This window comes from Sphaerisporangium sp. NPDC049457, from assembly GCF_055586705.1.
The window spans coordinates 130756-147516 of the sequence record NZ_JBVJHR010000017.1; the positions used below are offsets into that span (position 1 = coordinate 130756).

Sequence of the window (16761 nt, forward strand, 5' to 3'; positions counted from 1 at the left end):
TGAGTACGAGACGGTGACGATGCTACAGCTGAGGTCCCGAGTGCACCCCCGGGTGGTAGGGGCTCGATGGACGGCAGATCCCTGTCGTACACCCGGGCAACGGGGCACGCCGAACGGAACGCCGAGGATCGGCCATCAAGCCTGCGGGCTGGTGACGTCGCACCTGGTAGATCAGCGTGCACGCCGAGCTTTTCGTCACCTTAAGTTCGGCGGAGATCTACGCTCGCTGATCCGCGTCGCGCGGGCAACACCCCCTTTATACGCCTTCGACTGGCTTACTGTCCGATGCTGCGACGCAGGAGCCTGGCCAATAGCCGGTTCGCATGCTGTACCGGTACGGCGGCCACGCGGTTCGTAGCACGCGCATCTGCCCGGCCACCGGCGCGGAGGACACTGCGGCCAGGTCGTCGCGTAGACCGAGCACTGTCCGCGCGGAGCTCTCCGCTTCGCCTCGCTGGGCTTGGAGGTGCGCCAGGCGGGTGCCAATCAGCGCCCGGGAGCGCCGTTCAATCGTCCGCCGCGACCCCACCGACGCGACCGAGTGCTGCTCAGCTTCAGGCAGATCCTCCAACGCCGCCAGGGTGAGCCCAGTCTGCGAGGTTCTCACCTCGGTAGTTTCCTGTCCGCTCCCCCTCCGGGAGAGAATCCGCCCGTGCGAGGTCCCGCTCTGCCGCGCGGAGCAAATTCAGCGCCTGGCGGCGGTTCCCTGCGGCCGCGTTCGCCTCGGCCTGCATGCCAGTGATCCAAGCGCGGGTCCGCAGCGGGCTGCGCTGACGGATCCCGGCGGCGGCCGTGTCGGCGAGCGCCAGCCCTTCAGCGCGGTGGCCGAGTTCGACCGCCTGCACTGCCATGGACCGCTGCGCCGTGGCTCGGACCAGCGGATCCCCGGTCTAGTCGCTCAAGCGGATCGCCTGTACGTAATACCGCTGCGCGAGGCCTGCGGCGCCCCGCCCCTCGGTCAACGGGAGACCACGATCCTGCTGATCGGCGTGCTCCAACGCGCGGCCGGACTGGACTGGTACGAGCAGGGCGACGTCTGGCCCAAGGTCGCCCACCTGCGGCCCACCCCACCCCCTGGGCCCGGCGCCGACGGCAGCGAGCTGCTCGCGACGATGACCCGCCTGATGACGGCCGACACCCGCCCTATGCACGCCGCCGCACCACTCGCCGGGTACGACAAGTGGATCACCGCGTTCGAGCAGACCGGGCAGGTCGGCAAGCTCGCGGAGCTTGGCGACACGGCGCAGCGGGGCAACCCCGGCGAGGCCTCCACCGTCTTCAACCAGGCGGCGCTGCTCGCCTCCGACGTCGGCCTGCCCGAGCTGGCCCGCGCATGGTGCCACCGCCACGCCGCCATCTACCTCAACGCCTGCCGCTGCGCGGCATAGACGCGATCCGCGGCCTGGAACCGCTCGTCAACCTCGCCCGGCTGCACATCCGCGCCGGCCGAGGCGACGACGGCCACCGACTGCTGCTCGCCCTGTACCGCGCCGTCACCGATCGCGCCACCGCCGTCCTGGACGGCATCACCCTGCCCAGCGACCTCACCGCCACCGACAGCGACCACCGCGAGGTCGTCGCGTGGCTGCGGCGGGTTCTCATCGCGGACGGCACCCGCGCACTGACCGCCGCCGGACGGTGGACCGACGCGCTCGCCCACCTGCACGAGCACAACGGCGTCGGGCAGCGCATGCTGGCGAAACCGCCCGAAAAGATCGGACGCGGTCCTGCGCGTCGGGCTGAAACTTTCACCTGCGCACGACCACTGCCCCGCCCCTGACCTGTCGTGGAACGCCGCCGGTCAGGCGGGGGGTTGGCCCGGGCCTCGCCCGCGGCGCACGATCCAAGACGGACGGCGCGTGTGCGCCGTTCCGCTCGGGGGAGCCGATGCGACGGCCGGTCGCGAGGGCGTCTGACGGGAGCGCTCCGGATCCGATGACCGATGGCGTGCCGGCAGCCTCCGCGCGTACGGCAGCACCAGTTCCTGACCCTGCACCCAGCGGGCGGGCCCGTCCGGGGGCTGTCCACTCGATGAGAAAGGCTCCTCATGCCCTTTCCGCGTCCTCGTGGGACCGCGTCGATGGCCTTCTGATCGGATGCTGTGCGGCCACCGCCACGGCCGTCGTACTCGGCGCCGGCCTGATGCCCGCCTCCGGCGCCGCCGCGGGCCCGGTGCCCGCCGCGCGGCAGGTGCCCGCCGTGGGCGCCGCCTACGGCGCGGCCCAGGCCGCCGCCGACACCACCCCGCCCAGCGAACCCACCGATCTCACCCCCCGCACCATCTACCGCAACGGGGTGGCGGGCCTCAGCTGGACGCAGTCGACCGATGACGTCGGGGTCACCGGGTACGACATCTACGCCTGGTCCTACGGCACCGGCTCCTGCAACCGCGTCCAGGCCGACTTCACCCACACGGCCACCCAGGTGAACGCCGAGGTGAACTACCTCACGCCCGATCGCTCCTACGTGTTCTACGTCGTGGCGATCGACGCCGCCGGAAACCGGAGCGTGCCGAGCCTCCTGGCCATGAACAGGGCCATGGCGGAGCCGCCGAACGCGACCCCGTCCCCCGGCCCGTCGACACTGCCCAGCCCTGGGACCTGCGCGTCTACGCCGGGCCTGAACCCGGCTACGTGGCGATGCAGTGGGCGACCAGCGGTTACACGCCCGAGACGCACTGGCCGGTGTTCGTCCGTTCCTCCACCAGGTGGGGCCTCGGGGACGACAGCCCGCTTCCGCGCACCTTGGTGGTGCCGATCGGCGGCGAGGCGTCCTACACCTTCCAGGTGGTGGCGCGGGACGACGCAGGCAATCTGAGCAACCCGTCCAACGCCGCCACCTACCTCAACCCCTCGCCGTCGCCCTCCCCGACCCCCTCCGCGACCCCTTCGGCCACCCCGCTGTGCGCGGTCACCTACGCGGCGAAGAGCTGGGCGACCGGCTTCACCAGCGACGTCACGATCAAGAACACCGGGGGCACGCCGATCTCGGGATGGCGGCTGGCGTTCGCCTTCCCCCTCACCACCCAGCACCTGACCTCGGGCTGGTCGGCCACCTGGACCCAGACGGGCACGGCCGTCTCCGCCGTCAACACCGCCTGGAACAAGACCATCAAACCCGGCCAGTCCCTACGGATCGGCTTCAACGGCACCCACTCCGGAAGCAACCCCTCCCCCACCTCCTTCACCCTGAATGGCGCCACCTGCGCCTCAGGCTGACCATCGGTCTGGTTCACCTCACCGCATGTAGCCGGTGTCCCAACGCGCCCCAGGCGCATGGATGGGGAAGCGATCCCGGGGCCGCCGCCAGACGGTCACCGCCGGCCTCCGCGCGGCTCTTCTCGGCGACGAGAACTTCAGCCCGTGAACTGCCCGCCGATCGACATCCGGTAGGACCATGACTTGACCGTTGTCAACGCTTTCACGAGCGGCTCGCCAGACGTCGGGTGTCAGATCCTCGCGCAACCGGACGCAGAAGTCCGTCGGCCGTTGCACCGGATCGGCCACGGAGGGCAATGTCGCGGCGAGCGTCGCATTCGCGCGGTAGCCGGCCCACGTCCACCACCGCACATCGCCTGCCGCCCGGGTCACCAGCGTCCCACCGGGATGGGCGATGGCGGGCGCTTCCTCATCCCGCCAACCGGCGAGAGCGGCTTGCGCCCTGCTGGTCAGTGACACCGGCGGGGCGGCCCCGAGCAGGACTTCCCGCATCCCACGCGTCAATTTGTACGAGAGACCGGTTGTCCCACCGCTTGTCCACTTTGCCACGCCGCCACGGTCGGCCGGCTCCACAAAGACTTTGTGTCGTGCCCGATCGATGAACGTCACCCGCCAGCTGCGACCGCCGAGCAGCAGCAACCGAGGACCTGGTCTCTCCTCGGTCAGCACCGTCGTATCGGTCCGTCCGATCTCCTGCCGACCGGTGAGGACGGTGAACTGCGGCGGCGCGGTGAACGATGCGGTCAGCGCGATGAAGTGGCGCCATCCGAAACGTTTCTCGGCCTCTGGGCCGATGAACAGCAGCCCGCCGTCCTCGTCGAGGTAACCCTCGCTCGCCAGGTGTCGCAGAATGGGAGCGGCCGATCGGTCGAACGGTGGCAGACCATTCCATTCCTCGCGCCAGAGCCGATCGCCGATCTTGTGCCTTTGCAGGGTGACTGCGAGCAACTGCTGTGCGACCAGATGGCGGGGTTCCGGCGGCGGGGTCACCGGTTCCACCCAGCCGCGTCCCCACAACAGCAGGAGAGCAGCGGCCTGGAGCAGACTCTCCTTCCGCGTCGTGAGGAACAGGCAGTTCCGTACCGCACCAGCCCGCGGACGCGGAGACGAAGAATCGTGTCCGGATGACCCTCCTCGCCCGGCTCGGCGGACAGGCGCAGCGGATCCGGATGATCGGCACCGCGGCGATCGACCTAGCCTGGGTGGCGGAGGGCAGAATCGACGCGTCCATCATCCTGGCCAACCAGCCCTGGGACACGATGGCAGGGGTGCTCCTGGTACGCGAGGCCGGCGGCCTGGTCCTCGACCAGGACGACACCCCCCACACCGCCACCTCGACCGCCACCATCGCCCTGTCCCCCGGCCTGCGCGACCCCGTCATGACCGCCCTCCGCCACGCCCGGGAGTAGATGGGCGCCGCCCCGATGAGGTCCGCTCGTGACCACGACGCGAACCGGTGGCGGGCGAACCGGTCACGGGCTTCGCCGGGCGGCATCCCGGTGAACCCGGCGTCACGAGGCGTCACCGGTCGTGCAGTATGGCGCCCACCTCGGCTCGGGAGGTGATCCCCAGCTTGGGGAAGATCCGGTACAGGTGGGCGCCGATGGTGCGATGCGACACGTACAGCCGTACGCCGATCTCCCGGTTCGCGCATGGGCCCGGGCGAACGGCAGGCGCACGTGATCGGAGGCGAGCGCCTCCTCGAAGTGCGCCTGCGACTCGCCGGCCAGCAGCGGTCTGGCCAGGAGCAGCCCGGCCCACAGAGCGGGCGACGGCGACCTGCGCGCCACCGCTTCCCTCTCCGCCAGGATGACGCGCCCCTCCTCCAGTTTGCTGCGAGGGCAGCCCGTCGTCGATCGTGGTGAACCACTTGGTAGGATCGTTCGATCTTGAAGCGGCGAGCAGGTGGTCGGCTTCGACCATGCAGAGCATGACTCATTTTGACGATCGACCAGGCACAAGAACCTCGATGACGGTCCGAGCCTGTCCTGCCCGCCGCGCCGAAGCCCTTCCTTGACCTCGGACCAGCGACTTCATCAGGCCCTGGATTCCACACCGGGAAGACAGGGCGGCCAATTAATCGCAGTAGATCGTTACAGTGACGTGTTGAGCATCGGTGATCTTATGCCACCCGACACTCTGTCGAACGTTACTCATGAAGTACCGACACCCGTTTGCCGGAACGTTGAATCCGTCGGTGTCCTTGAACAGAATTTTCGAGTCCTCGCCAGGATGAAGCAGGCCTTTCGGGTCCTTGGTGGGGCTTCCCCAGTCGCCGGTGACAGTCAGATTCCGCTGAGCGTCCCAGTTGAGGTAGACCGTTCCGCAACCTATGCCGGGAGTGCATTCGCCTGCCGAAGCCGGCTGCGCACCCGGTATCGCGATCAAGGCCACCGCACCGGCCATTACGGTTGCCAACGAGAGTAGGCGGGGTCCGTTCTTCAACTTCGTTCCTTCCAGGCGTGATCGGTTCTACTGGTTACTGCATTGCTCGCCCGAGCGATGCCAAGCCTCTTTGGCATGCGTTATCGGGTCGACTGGTGAAGTACTTAAGGTCGGCTTTCTCGAAAAGGCTAGAGAACCGCCATCGCCCTTGTCGGAGCAGAGAACCGCAGCACACGGCGACACCGAAAAGGGCGGTGGCGCAGGGAAAGCCATGGCAGGTGCGGAGCGAACTGATCAACTCTGGCGTGGGGCCCTCACGTCCCCTAGAGGAGGGAGGTCGATCCGGGACCGATCACCGTCGGACCCGGGCCGATCACCGTCGGACCCGGGCCGGTGTCGGTGTTGGAGTCGGCCATCGCCTGGCCCGGACCTGCGACGGTCACGAGCGCGGCGACGATGCCAGCCAGCAGACCGGCCATGATTCTTGACTTGAACATGTTTCTCCCCTGTATTCGTGCGGTACCGGTTCTCGGCTGTGAGAAGGTGCGCGCGAGAGCGCGCGTTGTGCCGCCTCGCCACGGCCGCCAAAGGGATGTCGTGGGCGCCGGCTGGCGCCCACGATTGCTTTCCCGCACAGCATGGCGACCGTGGCTTGACAATGACTTGCCACGCCCCGCCTCGCGCCGGTCGCTCCGCATCGGCGGCCGGGCGGTCACCGTTCTGACGCCGGACGCGCGTGTCGTCTTGGCGGGCTCGCGCCGGGAGGACGGCACGGCGTTCCGGCGATTCACACCGCGAACGGGATCAGGCTCCGAGGGCGCGGAGGTAGGCGGGCGCGAGGTGGAGCGAGTCGTCCCCGCGGACCATCCGGTCGTGCAGCCCCTGAAGTTTCCGGGTCGGATCGAGGCCCAGTTCCCGCCCGAAGTCCCTGCGGGCCCTTCGGTACACCGCCAGCGCATCGGCCTGACGGCCGTCGCGGTACAGCGCGAGCATGCAGGCCTGGATCAGTTTCTCGCGGAAAGGATGGCGCCGTACCAGGTCGGCGAGCTCCGGGAGGAGCTCCCGATGACGGCCGCACTCCAGCTCGGCCTCGACGCACGACTCGACCGCGGACAGCCGCAGTTCCTCCAGACCGGTCCCGACCTGGTCCCGCAGCCGGTCGGTGGCGGCGTCGGCGAGCAACGGCCCTCGCCAGTACGACAGCGCGTCTCTCAGCAGCCGGGACCGGTCTGCCGGACCGGCCGCGCGGCGGGCTCGTCCCACCAGGTCCCGGAATCGATAGACGTCCACCGCGCCGGAGTCGACCTCCGCCAGGTATCCGTCGCCCCGGCGCAGCAGCCGGAATCCCCGGGAACCGGTCCGGTCTGGATCGAGCGCCCCCCGTAGCCTGGCGACATGGCTCTGCAGGTTGGCCGGGCCGTTGTCCGGCGGGTCGCCCTCCCAGAGCAGCTCCAGCAGCCGGTCCACCGGGACGACCCGCCCCGCGTCCAGCAGCAGCAGGCCCAGCAGGCAGCGTTGCGCGCGTCGGGGCAGGCCGACGGGGCCCTCGCTTCCCCACGCCTCGACAGGTCCCAGCAGCCGAAAGTACCAACCCTCGTTGTGCATGATCTCCCACCTTCGTACGTCTGTGATGCACGTCCCCGTATCTGTGAAGCACCGTTCGGAAATGGACCGGCGAAGTCCCGTGTCAAACGCCCCCATCCTGAAAACGACTGGGCAAAAGTATCGGCAACGGAGTTATACGAGCGTTATATACGCTGGTCGAACGCGGCTCGCGCTCCGAACCCCCGTGATGCCGCCTGCCCGGCGGGCCGAATTGACACCGCAGCCGGAGAATGCGGAATTCTCTGGTCCGAAATTCGAGGGCGGCGGGGTTCCGGCGGAGTCCGCGGCGAGCGCACGGCGCCGGCCTCCCACCGGGGCGGCCGGGCGGGTGGGCGATCGCCACCGATTCGCTCGGGGCCGGTCGTGCCCGATATGCCGCGTTCCGCGTCGGCGGTCGCGTGACTTGGCATGCCGGGAACGCTAGATGCTAGACCGAGGTCTAGGTCAACGGGTTATGCTCGGCATCGTGCGGAACGGTTTCAGCATCAGCGAAGTAGCGGAGCGCATCGGGCTGAGCGTGCACGCCCTGCGGCTGTACGAGCGTGAGGGCCTGCTGGCCGGCGAGGTGCGGCGCGACGAGGGTGGCCGGCGGGTCTACAGCGACTGGGACGTCGAGTGGCTGGCCAACTGCGTGAAGTTCCGCGCCTCCGGCATGCCCCTGGCGACGATCGGCCGTCTCGCCGAGCTGGTCCGTGAGGGCAGCGGCAACGAGGCCGAACGGCTGGAGCTGCTGCGCGGCCACCAGCGCCACATCACCGAGCGACTCGCCCAGTTGCACGACTGTCTCGACCTCATCAACGCCAAGGTGGCGACCTACGAGCGGCATCTCGCCACCGGCGCCCCCGACGACCCCTGGTGACGGCCGCCACGGACTGACAGGTGGCGGCGCTCGGCCTGTGCTGACGCTCGACGGTCAGCCGCCACCGTTCCCCGGCCCTCGCCCCCACTCCGCACACTCCGCCACGGCCGCATCCCCATTGCGCATGATCTCCCTCCTTCGTACCTCCGTGAAGCACGTCCGCGTGTTCGTGAGGCACCGAGCGAAAAGGGACCGGCGAAACCCCGCCTCGAACGCCCTCCTCCGGAACACGGCTGAGCAGGAGTATCGGAAACGGAGTTATAGGAGCGGTATAGCCGCTGGTCGAACACGGTCGGCGTCGGAACTTCCGGGACGCCGCCCATCCGACGGGCCAATTGACACCGCGGCCGTAAATAAGGGATTCTTCACGGCCAAGTTCGATGGGAGCGGAGTCTCGGTGGAGTTCCATGTTCTCGGGCCACTCGCCGTCTCCCTCCACGGCCGGGTGGTCCCTGTCAGTGGAGCTCCGAAGCTTCGGCTCACCCTCGCGGCATTGCTGTCCGAAGCCGGCCAGCCGGTGTCGATCGACTGGCTCATCACCGCCCTGAGGGGCGACGATCCTTCCGCTTCCGCCCGGCGCAACGTCTACCTGTACGTGCACCAGTTGCGGCGGGCGTACGGCGCCGAACTGCTGCCGGGGCGGCCGGGCGGGTACGCGATCGTCACCGATTCGCTCGACGCCGCGCGGTTTCGCGGCCTGGTCGCCCAGGGGACCGCCGCCCTGGACGGCGGGGACCTCCGACTCGCCCGAGACCGGCTGCGCGCCGCCCTGGACCTGTGGCGGGGGCCGGCGTTCGCGGAGTACCAGGTCAGCGGGTCGGCTGGTCTCGGCGGCGGGCCGGGTCGTGCGCGGCGAGGTGTCGCGCAGCAGCCCGCGTAGCCCGGACTCGCGCATCAGCCGCTCGACGGTGCACCGGGCCACCGGTTCGCCGCGCCGGTGCAGTTCGTGCCAGATCTTGCGGGCCCCGCAGACGCCGTAGTTCTCCGCGTGGACCTGCTCGATCACTGCGGTCAGTTCCTCATCGCGTCGGGAGCGGACGCTGGCGGGGCGGGTCTTGGCGGCTTAGTAGGTCGACGGTGCGATCTGTGCCGGCGTGTCTTCGAGCGCCCGCAGGACCGGCTGGACACCGTGTCGCTCCCGCTGGGAGTCGACGAACTCGACCTTCATCGCGACGAACGGTCCAACTCCGCCGCGAAGAAAGACGCCGCGGACTTCAGGATCTGGTTCGCCCGCCGCAGCTCACGCACCTCCCGTTCCAACGCGGCGAGGCGTTCGGCGTCGCTGCTGGTGGTGCCCGGCCGGTCACCGGCGTCGGTCTCGGCCTTCTTCACCCACGTACGCAACGCCTTCGGATGAACACCCAGCTGACCGGCGATCCGACGGATCGCTCCGACCGCGGACGCCGGATCCCGACGGGCCTCGACCGCCAACCGGGTCGCACGCTCACGCAGCTCATCGGAATACTTCTTCGGTGCGGGCATCGCTGGTGTTCCTCCCAGGTTTCGATGTCTCCATCAAACCCGGTGCGGGACATTGCATGTGCGCCCCTACGGCGAGGTCCGCCTCGACCTGAACGCCCGGCTGAGCGTCGGCCCCCTCGGCGCGCTGGATGCGGGCTAAGGTCCGAGCTGACGCCTGCGGCGGAACGGTTGTGTCATACCAGTGGAGCAAGATGGTCGGCGTGATGGACTGGAAGAGTGATTTCGCTGAGTTCGCGCGGGGGGAGTTGCCTGTCGAAACGGCGGAGCGGCTCATCGGAATGTTGCGGCCGGCCATCAGGTTGTCGGCCGCCGAGGACGGAGAGATCGTGGTCGGGCGGCTCGGGGGTGTCGCAAGACTGCCGTCCGGTACGGCGTGGCCGTCGGGCACAGACGGTCGGCCGCTGTCGTTCGTGGCTGAGCTCGACTGCGGGGCACTGACACGCTACGAAGTCGACATCGTTCTGCCGGACACCGGTACGCTGCTGTTCTTCCTCTCCACCCGGCCTGAGCACGAGTCCCAGGTGATCTACGTGCCGTCGGGGACCGTGGTCGCCGAGCGGCCCGTACCCGACGACCGTGCCGAAGTGCACGCCGAGCAGGCGCTGGCGGCGGCCACCGAACCGACCTGGCCGGGTCGCGATCATCCCGCGCTGGCGGACGTCTTCGGAAGCATCGACGAAGCGTATGAGGCGGTGTGGGAACACATGGTGGACGAAGAGGCCGGCGAGACCTTCGAAATGGAACTCGAGGACTACAGGGCCGCTGGGGCGTCTGGGCCGCCGCATCAGGTGGGCGGATACTCCGATTCCGACGGAAGGGACTCGATCGAGGCTGTGGCGGCGCGTGCCGTCGGCGCCGGCCGGCATGGTGATCCGGCCTTCTACGAAGAGGCACGCCAGTGGGTCACGCTGCTGCAAGTGGCCGGGAGAAGCGCGGCGGAGATGACAGGCAGTCGCGCGTACCTGCTGTGGGGCATCCGAAAAGACCACCTGGCCGCGCGCGACTTCTCCAAGGTTCACTTCGACGCCCGGGGACGCTGGCACTGACAGTGACGAACGGGCGGGCCGGAGCAGCCTTTGACTCGGCCGGAGCTGCCACCCGACGCTCCGCTGAGCCCGCGCTTCAGCGTCGACGGGACCGGCGAACAGCTCCCGTACGTGCATAGATGGCGCGCCTACCGGGTCGCCCTCGCCGACGGCACGGTCACCTCGGTGCCGATCACAGGTCGACGAGCGCGCCGAATTGGAAGCGGGGACGGCCCGGGGCTAGGCTCCGGGCCGCGCCGGCCAGGATCTCGCCCACGATCGCCGCCCGACGCGCCGACGGCGCGCGGCGGCTGCGTTTCCGCCGCCGGGCGCCGGCTGTCGTCCGGCCGCACTCCGGGGGCGGCGGGAGCGGGGGCAGCCGCTCAGGCGGCCCCGGTTGACAGGCGGTTGAACAGGGCCAGCGCGGCCTCGCGTACGTCCGGCGGGGTGACGCCGTACAGTACGGCGCGGGCCTCGGCGATGTTGCGCGTGGTCGCGCAGGTGATCGCGACCGAGGTGGCGGCGGCGTGGTTCAGCGACCCCGCGGGCTCGCGGTCTGCCATCTCTCTGGCACTGGTGGCGAGATCTAGATTGTCGGCGGATGCGCTGCTCAATGGGTCCTCCTCGGGTCGCGGATCGAGGTCGTCGCCGGTCAGGCGGGCCGTGGCGGAGACTGGAGGGCGGCCCGCGCGGCGGGCCGCGCCCCGGGACATCGCGCAGGCCCGCGGCGCCTGCTCATGACGCCCACTGTAGAGCAGCCCGCGCCGTCGTCTCCCGGCGGCCACGCGATCCGTCCCTGATCTTCCCGATTCCACCGGCCTCGCCGTCGCCTGATGCCCGCCTTGTCGTTTCTTGTCCCTCCGATCGCGGTGCCCTCGCCGCCCGTCTGCCTCCATGGCCCCCGGCTGGGAACGAATACAGAGGTCACAGGAGCGACGACGGGGGCGACGCATGATCACCGCAGAGACCATCGAGCGGATCATCCGCTTCAACGGGGGCGAACTGCCCGTGGTGTCGTTGTACGCGGGCGTGGGGCTGGACGGCCCGGCGACCTTCTCCACCCGCGTCAACAGCCTCCTGCACGAGATCCGCCCGCTCGGGCAGGACAGCTCGCTCGGGCGCCAGGCCCGCATGTCCATCCGCGGCGACATCGAGCGCATCGCGAGCATGGAGGGCCTCGCGGGCCTGGAGCGGGTCGAGGCCGGCGCCGTGGCGGTGTTCTCCTGCAGCGAGGCCGACATGTTCGAGCAGGTCGTCCTGCCGCGGGCGGTGCGCGACCGGGTCATGGTGGACGCGGTCCCGTGGGTGCGGCCGATGCTGGCGGTGCTCGACGAGTACCACCGCGCCTGCGTCCTGGTGGTCGACCGGCGCTCGGCCGAGGCGTGGGAGCTGTACCAGGACGAGATGCGCGAGGCCGGCAAGGTGGAGGACCCGGCGCTGCGCAAGCCCAACTACGCCGGCTGGTACGGCTACACCGAGCACCGTGTGCGCAACCGCGCCGACGACCTGACCCGGCGGCACTTCCGCAACGCCGCGCGGCTGCTGGACGAGCTGTTCCGCACCGGCCGGTACGAACTGGTCATCCTCGGCGGCCATCCCGAAGAGGTGCCGGGCTTCGTCGACTACCTGCCGCGCCACCTGCGTCCCAGGATCGCCGGGACCTTCGCGGTCGATCCGCGGACCGCCACCCCCGCCGACATCAGGCGCGGCGCCGAGCGGATCCTCCAGCAGTACGAGCGCGACGAGGAGCGCCGGTTGGTCGCCGAGGTGCTGGAGCGCGCCGCGACGCGCCGGCCGGCGGCCCTGGGACTGGACGACTGCCTGTGGGCGGGGTCGGTCGCGGCGGTGCAGACGCTGCTGGTGCAGGACGGAGCGGTGGCGCCGGGCGTGGTGTGCGACGAGTCGGGCTGGCTCGGCGCGGCCGGGGACGCCTGCCCGCTGTGCGGCAAGGCGACCCGGCGCACGCCGGACGTCATCGGCGAGCTGGCCGACGCGGTGATCGAGGAGGGCGGCACGGTGGAGCACGTCCTCGCCGACACCGAGCTCGACCGGCACGTCGTCGCGGCCGCCCTCCGCTTCCCTCTGCCGCCTCCGCCGGAGCCGTCCGCCTGAAGAGGCCGCCGCGGGTCAGGCCGGGGGAAGCGGCATCACCAGCAGTGGATCGCCGGACGGCCGGCGGGAGCCTCCGGCGGGCTCGACCGTGACGCCGACCTTGGTGGCCTCCGCCGGGGTGCCGAGCACCACCGGGGGCGTCCGGCCGCCGGCGTCGGGCCTGGTCAGCCCGTCGGGGACGGCGCCCGCGGGCCCGATGCGCCACAGCTGGTAGGTGCGGCCCTCCGGCAGGGCGGCCAGCCCGGACGAGAAGAACACCATGCGGTTCTGGGAGCGCGAGACCACCAGCGTGCCCCTGGCGCCGCCGGCCGCGCGGGTGACGGTGCGGGCGTCCGGCGCGGCCAGCACGGCGGCGAGCCGCTCGCCGCTCAGCCGGGCGCGGTCGAGCTCGTCGCCGGCGCGGACGGCCACGACGCCGAGGCCCGCCGCGACGGCCAGGCAGGCTGCGGCCAGCCCGGTCGCCGCGCGCGGCCACCAGGCGGCGCGGCCCGGCGGCCGCCGCCGCGACCGGCCCCCGGACCGCCGCCCGGCTCCGGAGCCCGAGCCGGGTCCGGGGACAGAGCCGGGACGGGGGAACGGGATCGGGTCGCCCAGGGGTGAACCGGGGGCGGCGGACCCCGGAGCGGCGCCGGAGGCGGAGCCGGGAGCGCCCTGCGGCTCGGCCCCGGAGGGCGTGCCCGGTGAGGGGCCGGGTTCGGGGGCCTGGACGGGCAAGGGGACCGGGCTCTGGCCGGGAGCGGTTTCCGGGCCGGGGACCGGCGGAAGCTGGCGGACCAGGCCGATCTCGGCCATGACCCGCTCGCGGAGGCGGGCCGGCGGCTCCACGGCCGCGGCGGCGCCCAGCCGGGCCGCGGCCTCGCTCAGCCCCAGCGCCTCCTGCGCGCACTCGGGGCACCGGCGCAGGTGCTCCTCGAACGCCAGACGCTCGCCGGCGTCGTCGACGGCGTGCAGCGCGTACGCGCCGGCCAGCGTGTGCGGCTCGCCGCTCATCGCTCCACCCCCAGGCAGTCGCGCATGCGGATCAGGCCGTCGCGCATCCGGGTCTTGACGGTCGCCAGCGGCACCTTGAGCAACTCGGCGACCTCGCGGTAGGTGTAGCCGCCGTAGTAAGCGTAGGTGACCGACTCGCGCTGCAGCTCGGTGAGCCCGCCCAGGCAACGGCGCAGCCGTTCCTGTTCCAGCGTCGTCTCCACCGACTCGGCGACGTCGTCGTAGGGCCGGCGGACCTCCAGCCGGGCCACGCGGTCCTCGCGGTCGATGGCCGCCTGCGCCGCGCGCACGCGGTCGACGGCCCGGTGGTGGGCGATGGTCATCACCCATGACATCCCCGAGCCGCGCGAGGCCTCGAAGCGCGCCGCGCCGCGCCACACCTCGATCAGCGCCTCCTGGGCGACCTCCTCGGCCTGGGCCGGGTCGCGCAGCACCCGCAGGGCCACGCCGTACACGGCGGGCGCCACCAGCTCGTAGACCTGCTCGAAGGCCGCGCGGTCCCCGCGCGCGACCCATCTCAGCAGCTCCTCCAGACCCGGCCGGTCATGCCGGCCGCCGTCCGGGGGCAGGGCCCGTGTCGGCCTCATGCCTTCTCCCCAACCGTCGGCGTGGACGCGGACACCACTACTTCGGTGCGGCGGGCCCCGCGGATGGCGCGAAAGCCGGTCGGTTCGCCGGATTTCGCCGGCCGGGCTGAGCAGAGTTGGAAGACCCGCCCGTCATGGCGGCATCATTGCTTCCAGCACCGGACGACCGAGGAGAGGCACGTGACCAAGCGTCCCCTGGTACTGCTGGATGTCGACGGGGTGCTCAACCCCGCCCGGCGGCACGGTTTTCGGCTCCGGCGATACGAGTGCGTACTCGACGGCCGGACGTACAGCGTCCTGCTGAACGCCCGGCACGGCGCCAAACTCGCCAAGCTGGCCCGCGACAGCGGGGCCGAGCTGGCGTGGGCCACCACGTGGGAGCATTACGCCAACGAGCACATCGCCCCGCGCCTGGGGCTGCCGGCCCTGCCGGTCATCTCGGTCAACAGCGACCCGGGCAGCCGGGCCGGTGAGCACTTCAAGACCCGTCACGTCGCCGAGTACGTCGCCGGCCGCCCGTTCGTCTGGTTCGACGACAGCCTCGGCCCGCACGACTGGCAGTACCTGAAGGACCACCCGGCGGTCGGGGAGTTCCTGCTGGTGGAGGTGGACCCGCGCACCGGCCTGACCGACGGCCACCTGGCGCGGGCCCGCGACTGGCTGAGCGGCGAGAGGGCGCCCGGCCCCGGGCTCAGGCCCCTGTCGCCGTGACGCCCTCCCCCGCCCGCGCGATGTGGTCGCGCAGCCAGCGATAGCTCGCCTTGGGCGTGCGCCGCTGGGTCTCGTAGTCGACGTGGACCAGCCCGAAACGCGCCACGTAGCCCCGCGCCCACTCGAAGTTGTCGATCAGCGACCAGCAGAAGTAGCCGCGCACGTCCACGCCGGCGGCGATCGCCCGCCGCGCCGCGGCGAGATGGTCGCGAAGGTAGGCGACCCGGCCCTGGTCGTCCAGCTCGTCCCGTCCCCCGTAGCCGTTCTCGGTGATGTGGACCGGCGGCAGGGCCGGGTAGCGCGAGGCCAGGCCGGTCAGGGTCTCGTACAGTCCGTCCGGCTCGACCGGCCAGCCCAGCCCGTTGGCGGACGCGCCCTCGGGGAAGACGCCGGCCACCCCGAGGTCGAACGCCGAGCGCCGCGCCGGGTCAGGCTCGTCGTAGGGAGCCGCCGCGGCGTGGATCCGGTAGTAGTAGTTCAGGCCGAGGAAGTCCAGCGGGGCCCCGATCACGGCCAGGTCGCCCTCACGCCGGAAGGAGAAGTCGCTGATGCGGCCGAAGGTCTCCTCCATGTCGGCGGCGTAGGCGCCGCCGAACAGCGGCTCGGTGAACTGCCTGTTGACCAGCAGGTCCATCCGGCGGGCCGCGGCCTGGTCCTCGGGCGAGGAGGTGGCGGGCGCGGTGGGCGACATGTTGATCGTCACCCCGACCCGCTCGTCCCCCCGCGCGCGCAGCCGCGGCACGGCCAGGCCGTGGGCGAGCAGCAGGTGGTGGGCGGCGGCGAGGGCGCCGTGCCCCTCTTTCACGCCGGGGGCGTGCCGGCCCTCGCCGTAGCCGACGATCGAGGAGCAGTACGGCTCGTTGAGGGTGATCCAGTGGCGCACCCGGTCGCCGAGCGCGGCGTGCACGATCTCGGCGTAGTCGGCGAAGCGCTCGGCGGTGTCGCGGGCGCGCCAGCCGCCGAGGTCCTCCAGCGCCTGGGGCAGGTCCCAGTGGTACAGGGTCACGAACGGCTCGATGCCGCGCTCGCGCAGCCCGTCGACCAGGCGCCGGTAGAAGTCCAGGCCGCGCTGGTTCACCTGTCCCGCGCCGGTGGGGAGCACCCGCGGCCAGGACACCGAGAACCGGTAGGCGCCCGCTCCGAGGCCCGTCATCAGTTCGAGGTCCTCCGGCCACCGGTGGTAGTGGTCGCAGGCCGCCTCGCCGGTGTCGCCGCCGGCCACCGCGCCGGGGACCTGGCAGAACACGTCCCAGATCGACGGCCCGCGGCCGTCCTCGGCCACCGCGCCCTCGATCTGGTACGCGGAGGTCGCCGTACCCCAGACGAAGCCGGGCGGATAGCCGCCGGGCGGCTCTGTTCCTTGTGTCTCGCTCATCCTCTGACCTCTCCAGACGTGATCCCGCCGATGGTCCGTCCCCCGGCGGCGCCGCGGGACGGTCGCCCAGCACCGTACCGGTGGCAGGAGGACGGCGACGGGACGGGTGATCGCCGCCGCCGCCCCGCTCCGGGTACGGATCCCGGCGTCGGCGCGCCCCGCGACCACTGAACTTACGTTGCCGATATCTCCGTAGATCATAGTCTTTGAGCTGATCGTCCCTTTTGTGCTTTATCGCGGGTGGCGGCCGGGTACGAGACGCTTAGCAGCACACCGCGGTGATCGGAGACTCGGAGGTCCGCAAGGCGGTCAGCCCATCCCATCGGTCCGCTCGATCGCGCTGAGGCCTCCGGACGGCCCAGGCGCACATCACCACCCGCGAGGCGCGACGCCTCGCCGTGAACCCTTCAGC

Annotated in this window: 17 protein-coding genes and 3 pseudogenes; 10 read left to right on the forward strand and 10 right to left on the reverse strand. The window is 71.1% G+C overall.

Translation table 11 applies throughout. From position 1 onward, the window contains the following. Nucleotides 1-821: 821 nt before the first annotated feature. The 4 genes and pseudogenes from ACZ6QO_RS26065 (at nt 822) to ACZ6QO_RS26080 (ending at nt 3218) form a co-directional block, all read left to right on the forward strand. A complete protein-coding gene (locus ACZ6QO_RS26065) occupies nt 822-1388 on the forward strand; it encodes a hypothetical protein (RefSeq protein WP_465854227.1) in 567 nt (188 codons plus the stop codon). Then, nucleotides 1334-1780, forward strand: a complete 447-nt coding sequence (locus tag ACZ6QO_RS26070) for a hypothetical protein (protein WP_465854228.1) — start codon at nt 1334-1336, stop codon at nt 1778-1780. The genes ACZ6QO_RS26065 and ACZ6QO_RS26070 overlap by 55 nt, the downstream gene beginning before the upstream one ends. A gap of 362 nt (nt 1781-2142) precedes the next feature. Next, nucleotides 2143-2493: pseudogene (locus ACZ6QO_RS26075) on the forward strand (fibronectin type III domain-containing protein); the annotation flags it as partial. A 146-nt stretch (nt 2494-2639) separates the two neighbouring features. Further along, complete coding sequence (locus ACZ6QO_RS26080; protein WP_465854229.1) at nt 2640-3218, forward strand: cellulose binding domain-containing protein; 579 nt, start codon at nt 2640-2642, stop codon at nt 3216-3218. 18 nt (nt 3219-3236) lie between these two features. Here the strand turns inward: ACZ6QO_RS26080 and ACZ6QO_RS26085 are convergent, their stop codons facing one another. After that, nucleotides 3237-4217 (reverse strand): hypothetical protein, encoded by a 981-nt coding sequence (locus ACZ6QO_RS26085; RefSeq protein WP_465854230.1) that lies wholly within the window; start codon nt 4215-4217, stop codon nt 3237-3239. A 104-nt stretch (nt 4218-4321) separates the two neighbouring features. Here ACZ6QO_RS26085 and ACZ6QO_RS26090 point away from each other — a divergent pair. Next, nucleotides 4322-4627: pseudogene (locus tag ACZ6QO_RS26090) on the forward strand (inositol monophosphatase family protein); the annotation flags it as partial. A gap of 112 nt (nt 4628-4739) precedes the next feature. On the opposite strand, the gene ACZ6QO_RS26095 reads toward ACZ6QO_RS26090, so the two are convergent. From ACZ6QO_RS26095 to ACZ6QO_RS26105, 3 genes are all read right to left on the reverse strand, one after another. After that, nucleotides 4740-5150, reverse strand: coding sequence for a helix-turn-helix domain-containing protein (locus tag ACZ6QO_RS26095; protein ID WP_465854231.1), 411 nt, complete (start codon nt 5148-5150; stop codon nt 4740-4742). A gap of 776 nt (nt 5151-5926) precedes the next feature. Next, a complete protein-coding gene (locus ACZ6QO_RS26100; protein WP_465854232.1) occupies nt 5927-6100 on the reverse strand; it encodes a hypothetical protein in 174 nt (57 codons plus the stop codon). A gap of 307 nt (nt 6101-6407) precedes the next feature. Continuing rightward, nucleotides 6408-7208 carry an AfsR/SARP family transcriptional regulator gene (locus ACZ6QO_RS26105; protein ID WP_465854233.1) on the reverse strand — a complete coding sequence of 267 codons (801 nt, stop codon included), beginning with the start codon at nt 7206-7208 and terminating at the stop codon, nt 6408-6410. Between the two features lie 466 nt (nt 7209-7674). Here ACZ6QO_RS26105 and ACZ6QO_RS26110 point away from each other — a divergent pair, with 466 nt between their 5' ends. Together ACZ6QO_RS26110 and ACZ6QO_RS26115 are read left to right on the forward strand one after the other, a co-directional pair. Next, entirely contained in the window at nt 7675-8067 is a 393-nt protein-coding gene (locus tag ACZ6QO_RS26110; protein WP_465854234.1) for a MerR family transcriptional regulator, read from the forward strand. Nucleotides 8068-8560: 493 nt separating this feature from the next. Next, the gene (locus ACZ6QO_RS26115; protein ID WP_465854235.1) at nt 8561-8947 is read left to right on the forward strand and encodes an AfsR/SARP family transcriptional regulator; all 387 of its coding nucleotides are present in this window, start codon (nt 8561-8563) and stop codon (nt 8945-8947) included. A 45-nt stretch (nt 8948-8992) separates the two neighbouring features. Here the strand turns inward: ACZ6QO_RS26115 and ACZ6QO_RS26120 are convergent. Further along, nucleotides 8993-9073: pseudogene (locus ACZ6QO_RS26120) on the reverse strand (IS3 family transposase); the annotation flags it as partial. A 158-nt stretch (nt 9074-9231) separates the two neighbouring features. After that, the gene (locus ACZ6QO_RS26125; RefSeq protein WP_465854236.1) at nt 9232-9549 is read right to left on the reverse strand and encodes a transposase; all 318 of its coding nucleotides are present in this window, start codon (nt 9547-9549) and stop codon (nt 9232-9234) included. Between the two features lie 191 nt (nt 9550-9740). Here ACZ6QO_RS26125 and ACZ6QO_RS26130 point away from each other — a divergent pair, with 191 nt between their 5' ends. After that, entirely contained in the window at nt 9741-10595 is an 855-nt protein-coding gene (locus ACZ6QO_RS26130; RefSeq protein ID WP_465854237.1) for a DUF1963 domain-containing protein, read from the forward strand. Between the two features lie 362 nt (nt 10596-10957). Here ACZ6QO_RS26130 and ACZ6QO_RS26135 read toward each other — a convergent pair whose 3' ends face one another. Next, nucleotides 10958-11188, reverse strand: a complete 231-nt coding sequence (locus ACZ6QO_RS26135; RefSeq protein WP_465854238.1) for a hypothetical protein — start codon at nt 11186-11188, stop codon at nt 10958-10960. Nucleotides 11189-11525: 337 nt separating this feature from the next. Between ACZ6QO_RS26135 and ACZ6QO_RS26140 the strand changes: the two genes are divergently transcribed. Continuing rightward, on the forward strand, nt 11526-12686 hold the full coding sequence (locus tag ACZ6QO_RS26140) for a baeRF10 domain-containing protein (RefSeq protein ID WP_465854239.1): 1161 nt from the start codon (nt 11526-11528) through the stop codon (nt 12684-12686). Nucleotides 12687-12701: 15 nt separating this feature from the next. Here the strand turns inward: ACZ6QO_RS26140 and ACZ6QO_RS26145 are convergent, their stop codons facing one another. Both ACZ6QO_RS26145 and sigK read right to left on the reverse strand, forming a co-directional pair. Continuing rightward, a complete protein-coding gene (locus ACZ6QO_RS26145) occupies nt 12702-13676 on the reverse strand; it encodes an anti-sigma factor (protein WP_465854240.1) in 975 nt (324 codons plus the stop codon). After that, nucleotides 13673-14263: an ECF RNA polymerase sigma factor SigK gene (gene sigK, locus ACZ6QO_RS26150; protein WP_465854241.1), complete on the reverse strand. Its 591-nt coding sequence runs from the start codon at nt 14261-14263 to the stop codon at nt 13673-13675. Before sigK ends, ACZ6QO_RS26145 begins: the two co-directional genes overlap by 4 nt. A gap of 180 nt (nt 14264-14443) precedes the next feature. Here sigK and ACZ6QO_RS26155 point away from each other — a divergent pair, with 180 nt between their 5' ends. After that, nucleotides 14444-14974, forward strand: a complete 531-nt coding sequence (locus tag ACZ6QO_RS26155; RefSeq protein WP_465854242.1) for an HAD domain-containing protein — start codon at nt 14444-14446, stop codon at nt 14972-14974. Here ACZ6QO_RS26155 and ACZ6QO_RS26160 read toward each other — a convergent pair. Continuing rightward, nucleotides 14955-16349 carry a GH1 family beta-glucosidase gene (locus ACZ6QO_RS26160; RefSeq protein ID WP_465854243.1) on the reverse strand — a complete coding sequence of 465 codons (1395 nt, stop codon included), beginning with the start codon at nt 16347-16349 and terminating at the stop codon, nt 14955-14957. The two genes, ACZ6QO_RS26155 and ACZ6QO_RS26160, sit on opposite strands and share 20 nt — an antisense overlap. Nucleotides 16350-16761 lie beyond the last annotated feature (412 nt).

Excerpts from the sequence above, each read along its gene's own strand:
- ACZ6QO_RS26070 (WP_465854228.1), top strand. The coding sequence starts at position 1,334 with ATGGTGCCACCGCCACGCCGCCATCTACCTCAACGCCTGCCGCTGCGC.
- ACZ6QO_RS26080 (WP_465854229.1), top strand. The coding sequence starts at position 2,640 with ATGCAGTGGGCGACCAGCGGTTACACGCCCGAGACGCACTGGCCGGTG.
- ACZ6QO_RS26095 (WP_465854231.1), bottom strand. The coding sequence starts at position 5,150 with ATGCTCTGCATGGTCGAAGCCGACCACCTGCTCGCCGCTTCAAGATCG.
- ACZ6QO_RS26100 (WP_465854232.1), bottom strand. The coding sequence starts at position 6,100 with ATGTTCAAGTCAAGAATCATGGCCGGTCTGCTGGCTGGCATCGTCGCC.
- ACZ6QO_RS26105 (WP_465854233.1), bottom strand. The coding sequence starts at position 7,208 with ATGCACAACGAGGGTTGGTACTTTCGGCTGCTGGGACCTGTCGAGGCG.
- ACZ6QO_RS26125 (WP_465854236.1), bottom strand. The coding sequence starts at position 9,549 with ATGCCCGCACCGAAGAAGTATTCCGATGAGCTGCGTGAGCGTGCGACC.
- ACZ6QO_RS26130 (WP_465854237.1), top strand. The coding sequence starts at position 9,741 with ATGGTCGGCGTGATGGACTGGAAGAGTGATTTCGCTGAGTTCGCGCGG.
- ACZ6QO_RS26140 (WP_465854239.1), top strand. The coding sequence starts at position 11,526 with ATGATCACCGCAGAGACCATCGAGCGGATCATCCGCTTCAACGGGGGC.
- ACZ6QO_RS26145 (WP_465854240.1), bottom strand. The coding sequence starts at position 13,676 with ATGAGCGGCGAGCCGCACACGCTGGCCGGCGCGTACGCGCTGCACGCC.
- sigK (WP_465854241.1), bottom strand. The coding sequence starts at position 14,263 with ATGAGGCCGACACGGGCCCTGCCCCCGGACGGCGGCCGGCATGACCGG.
- ACZ6QO_RS26160 (WP_465854243.1), bottom strand. The coding sequence starts at position 16,349 with ATGAGCGAGACACAAGGAACAGAGCCGCCCGGCGGCTATCCGCCCGGC.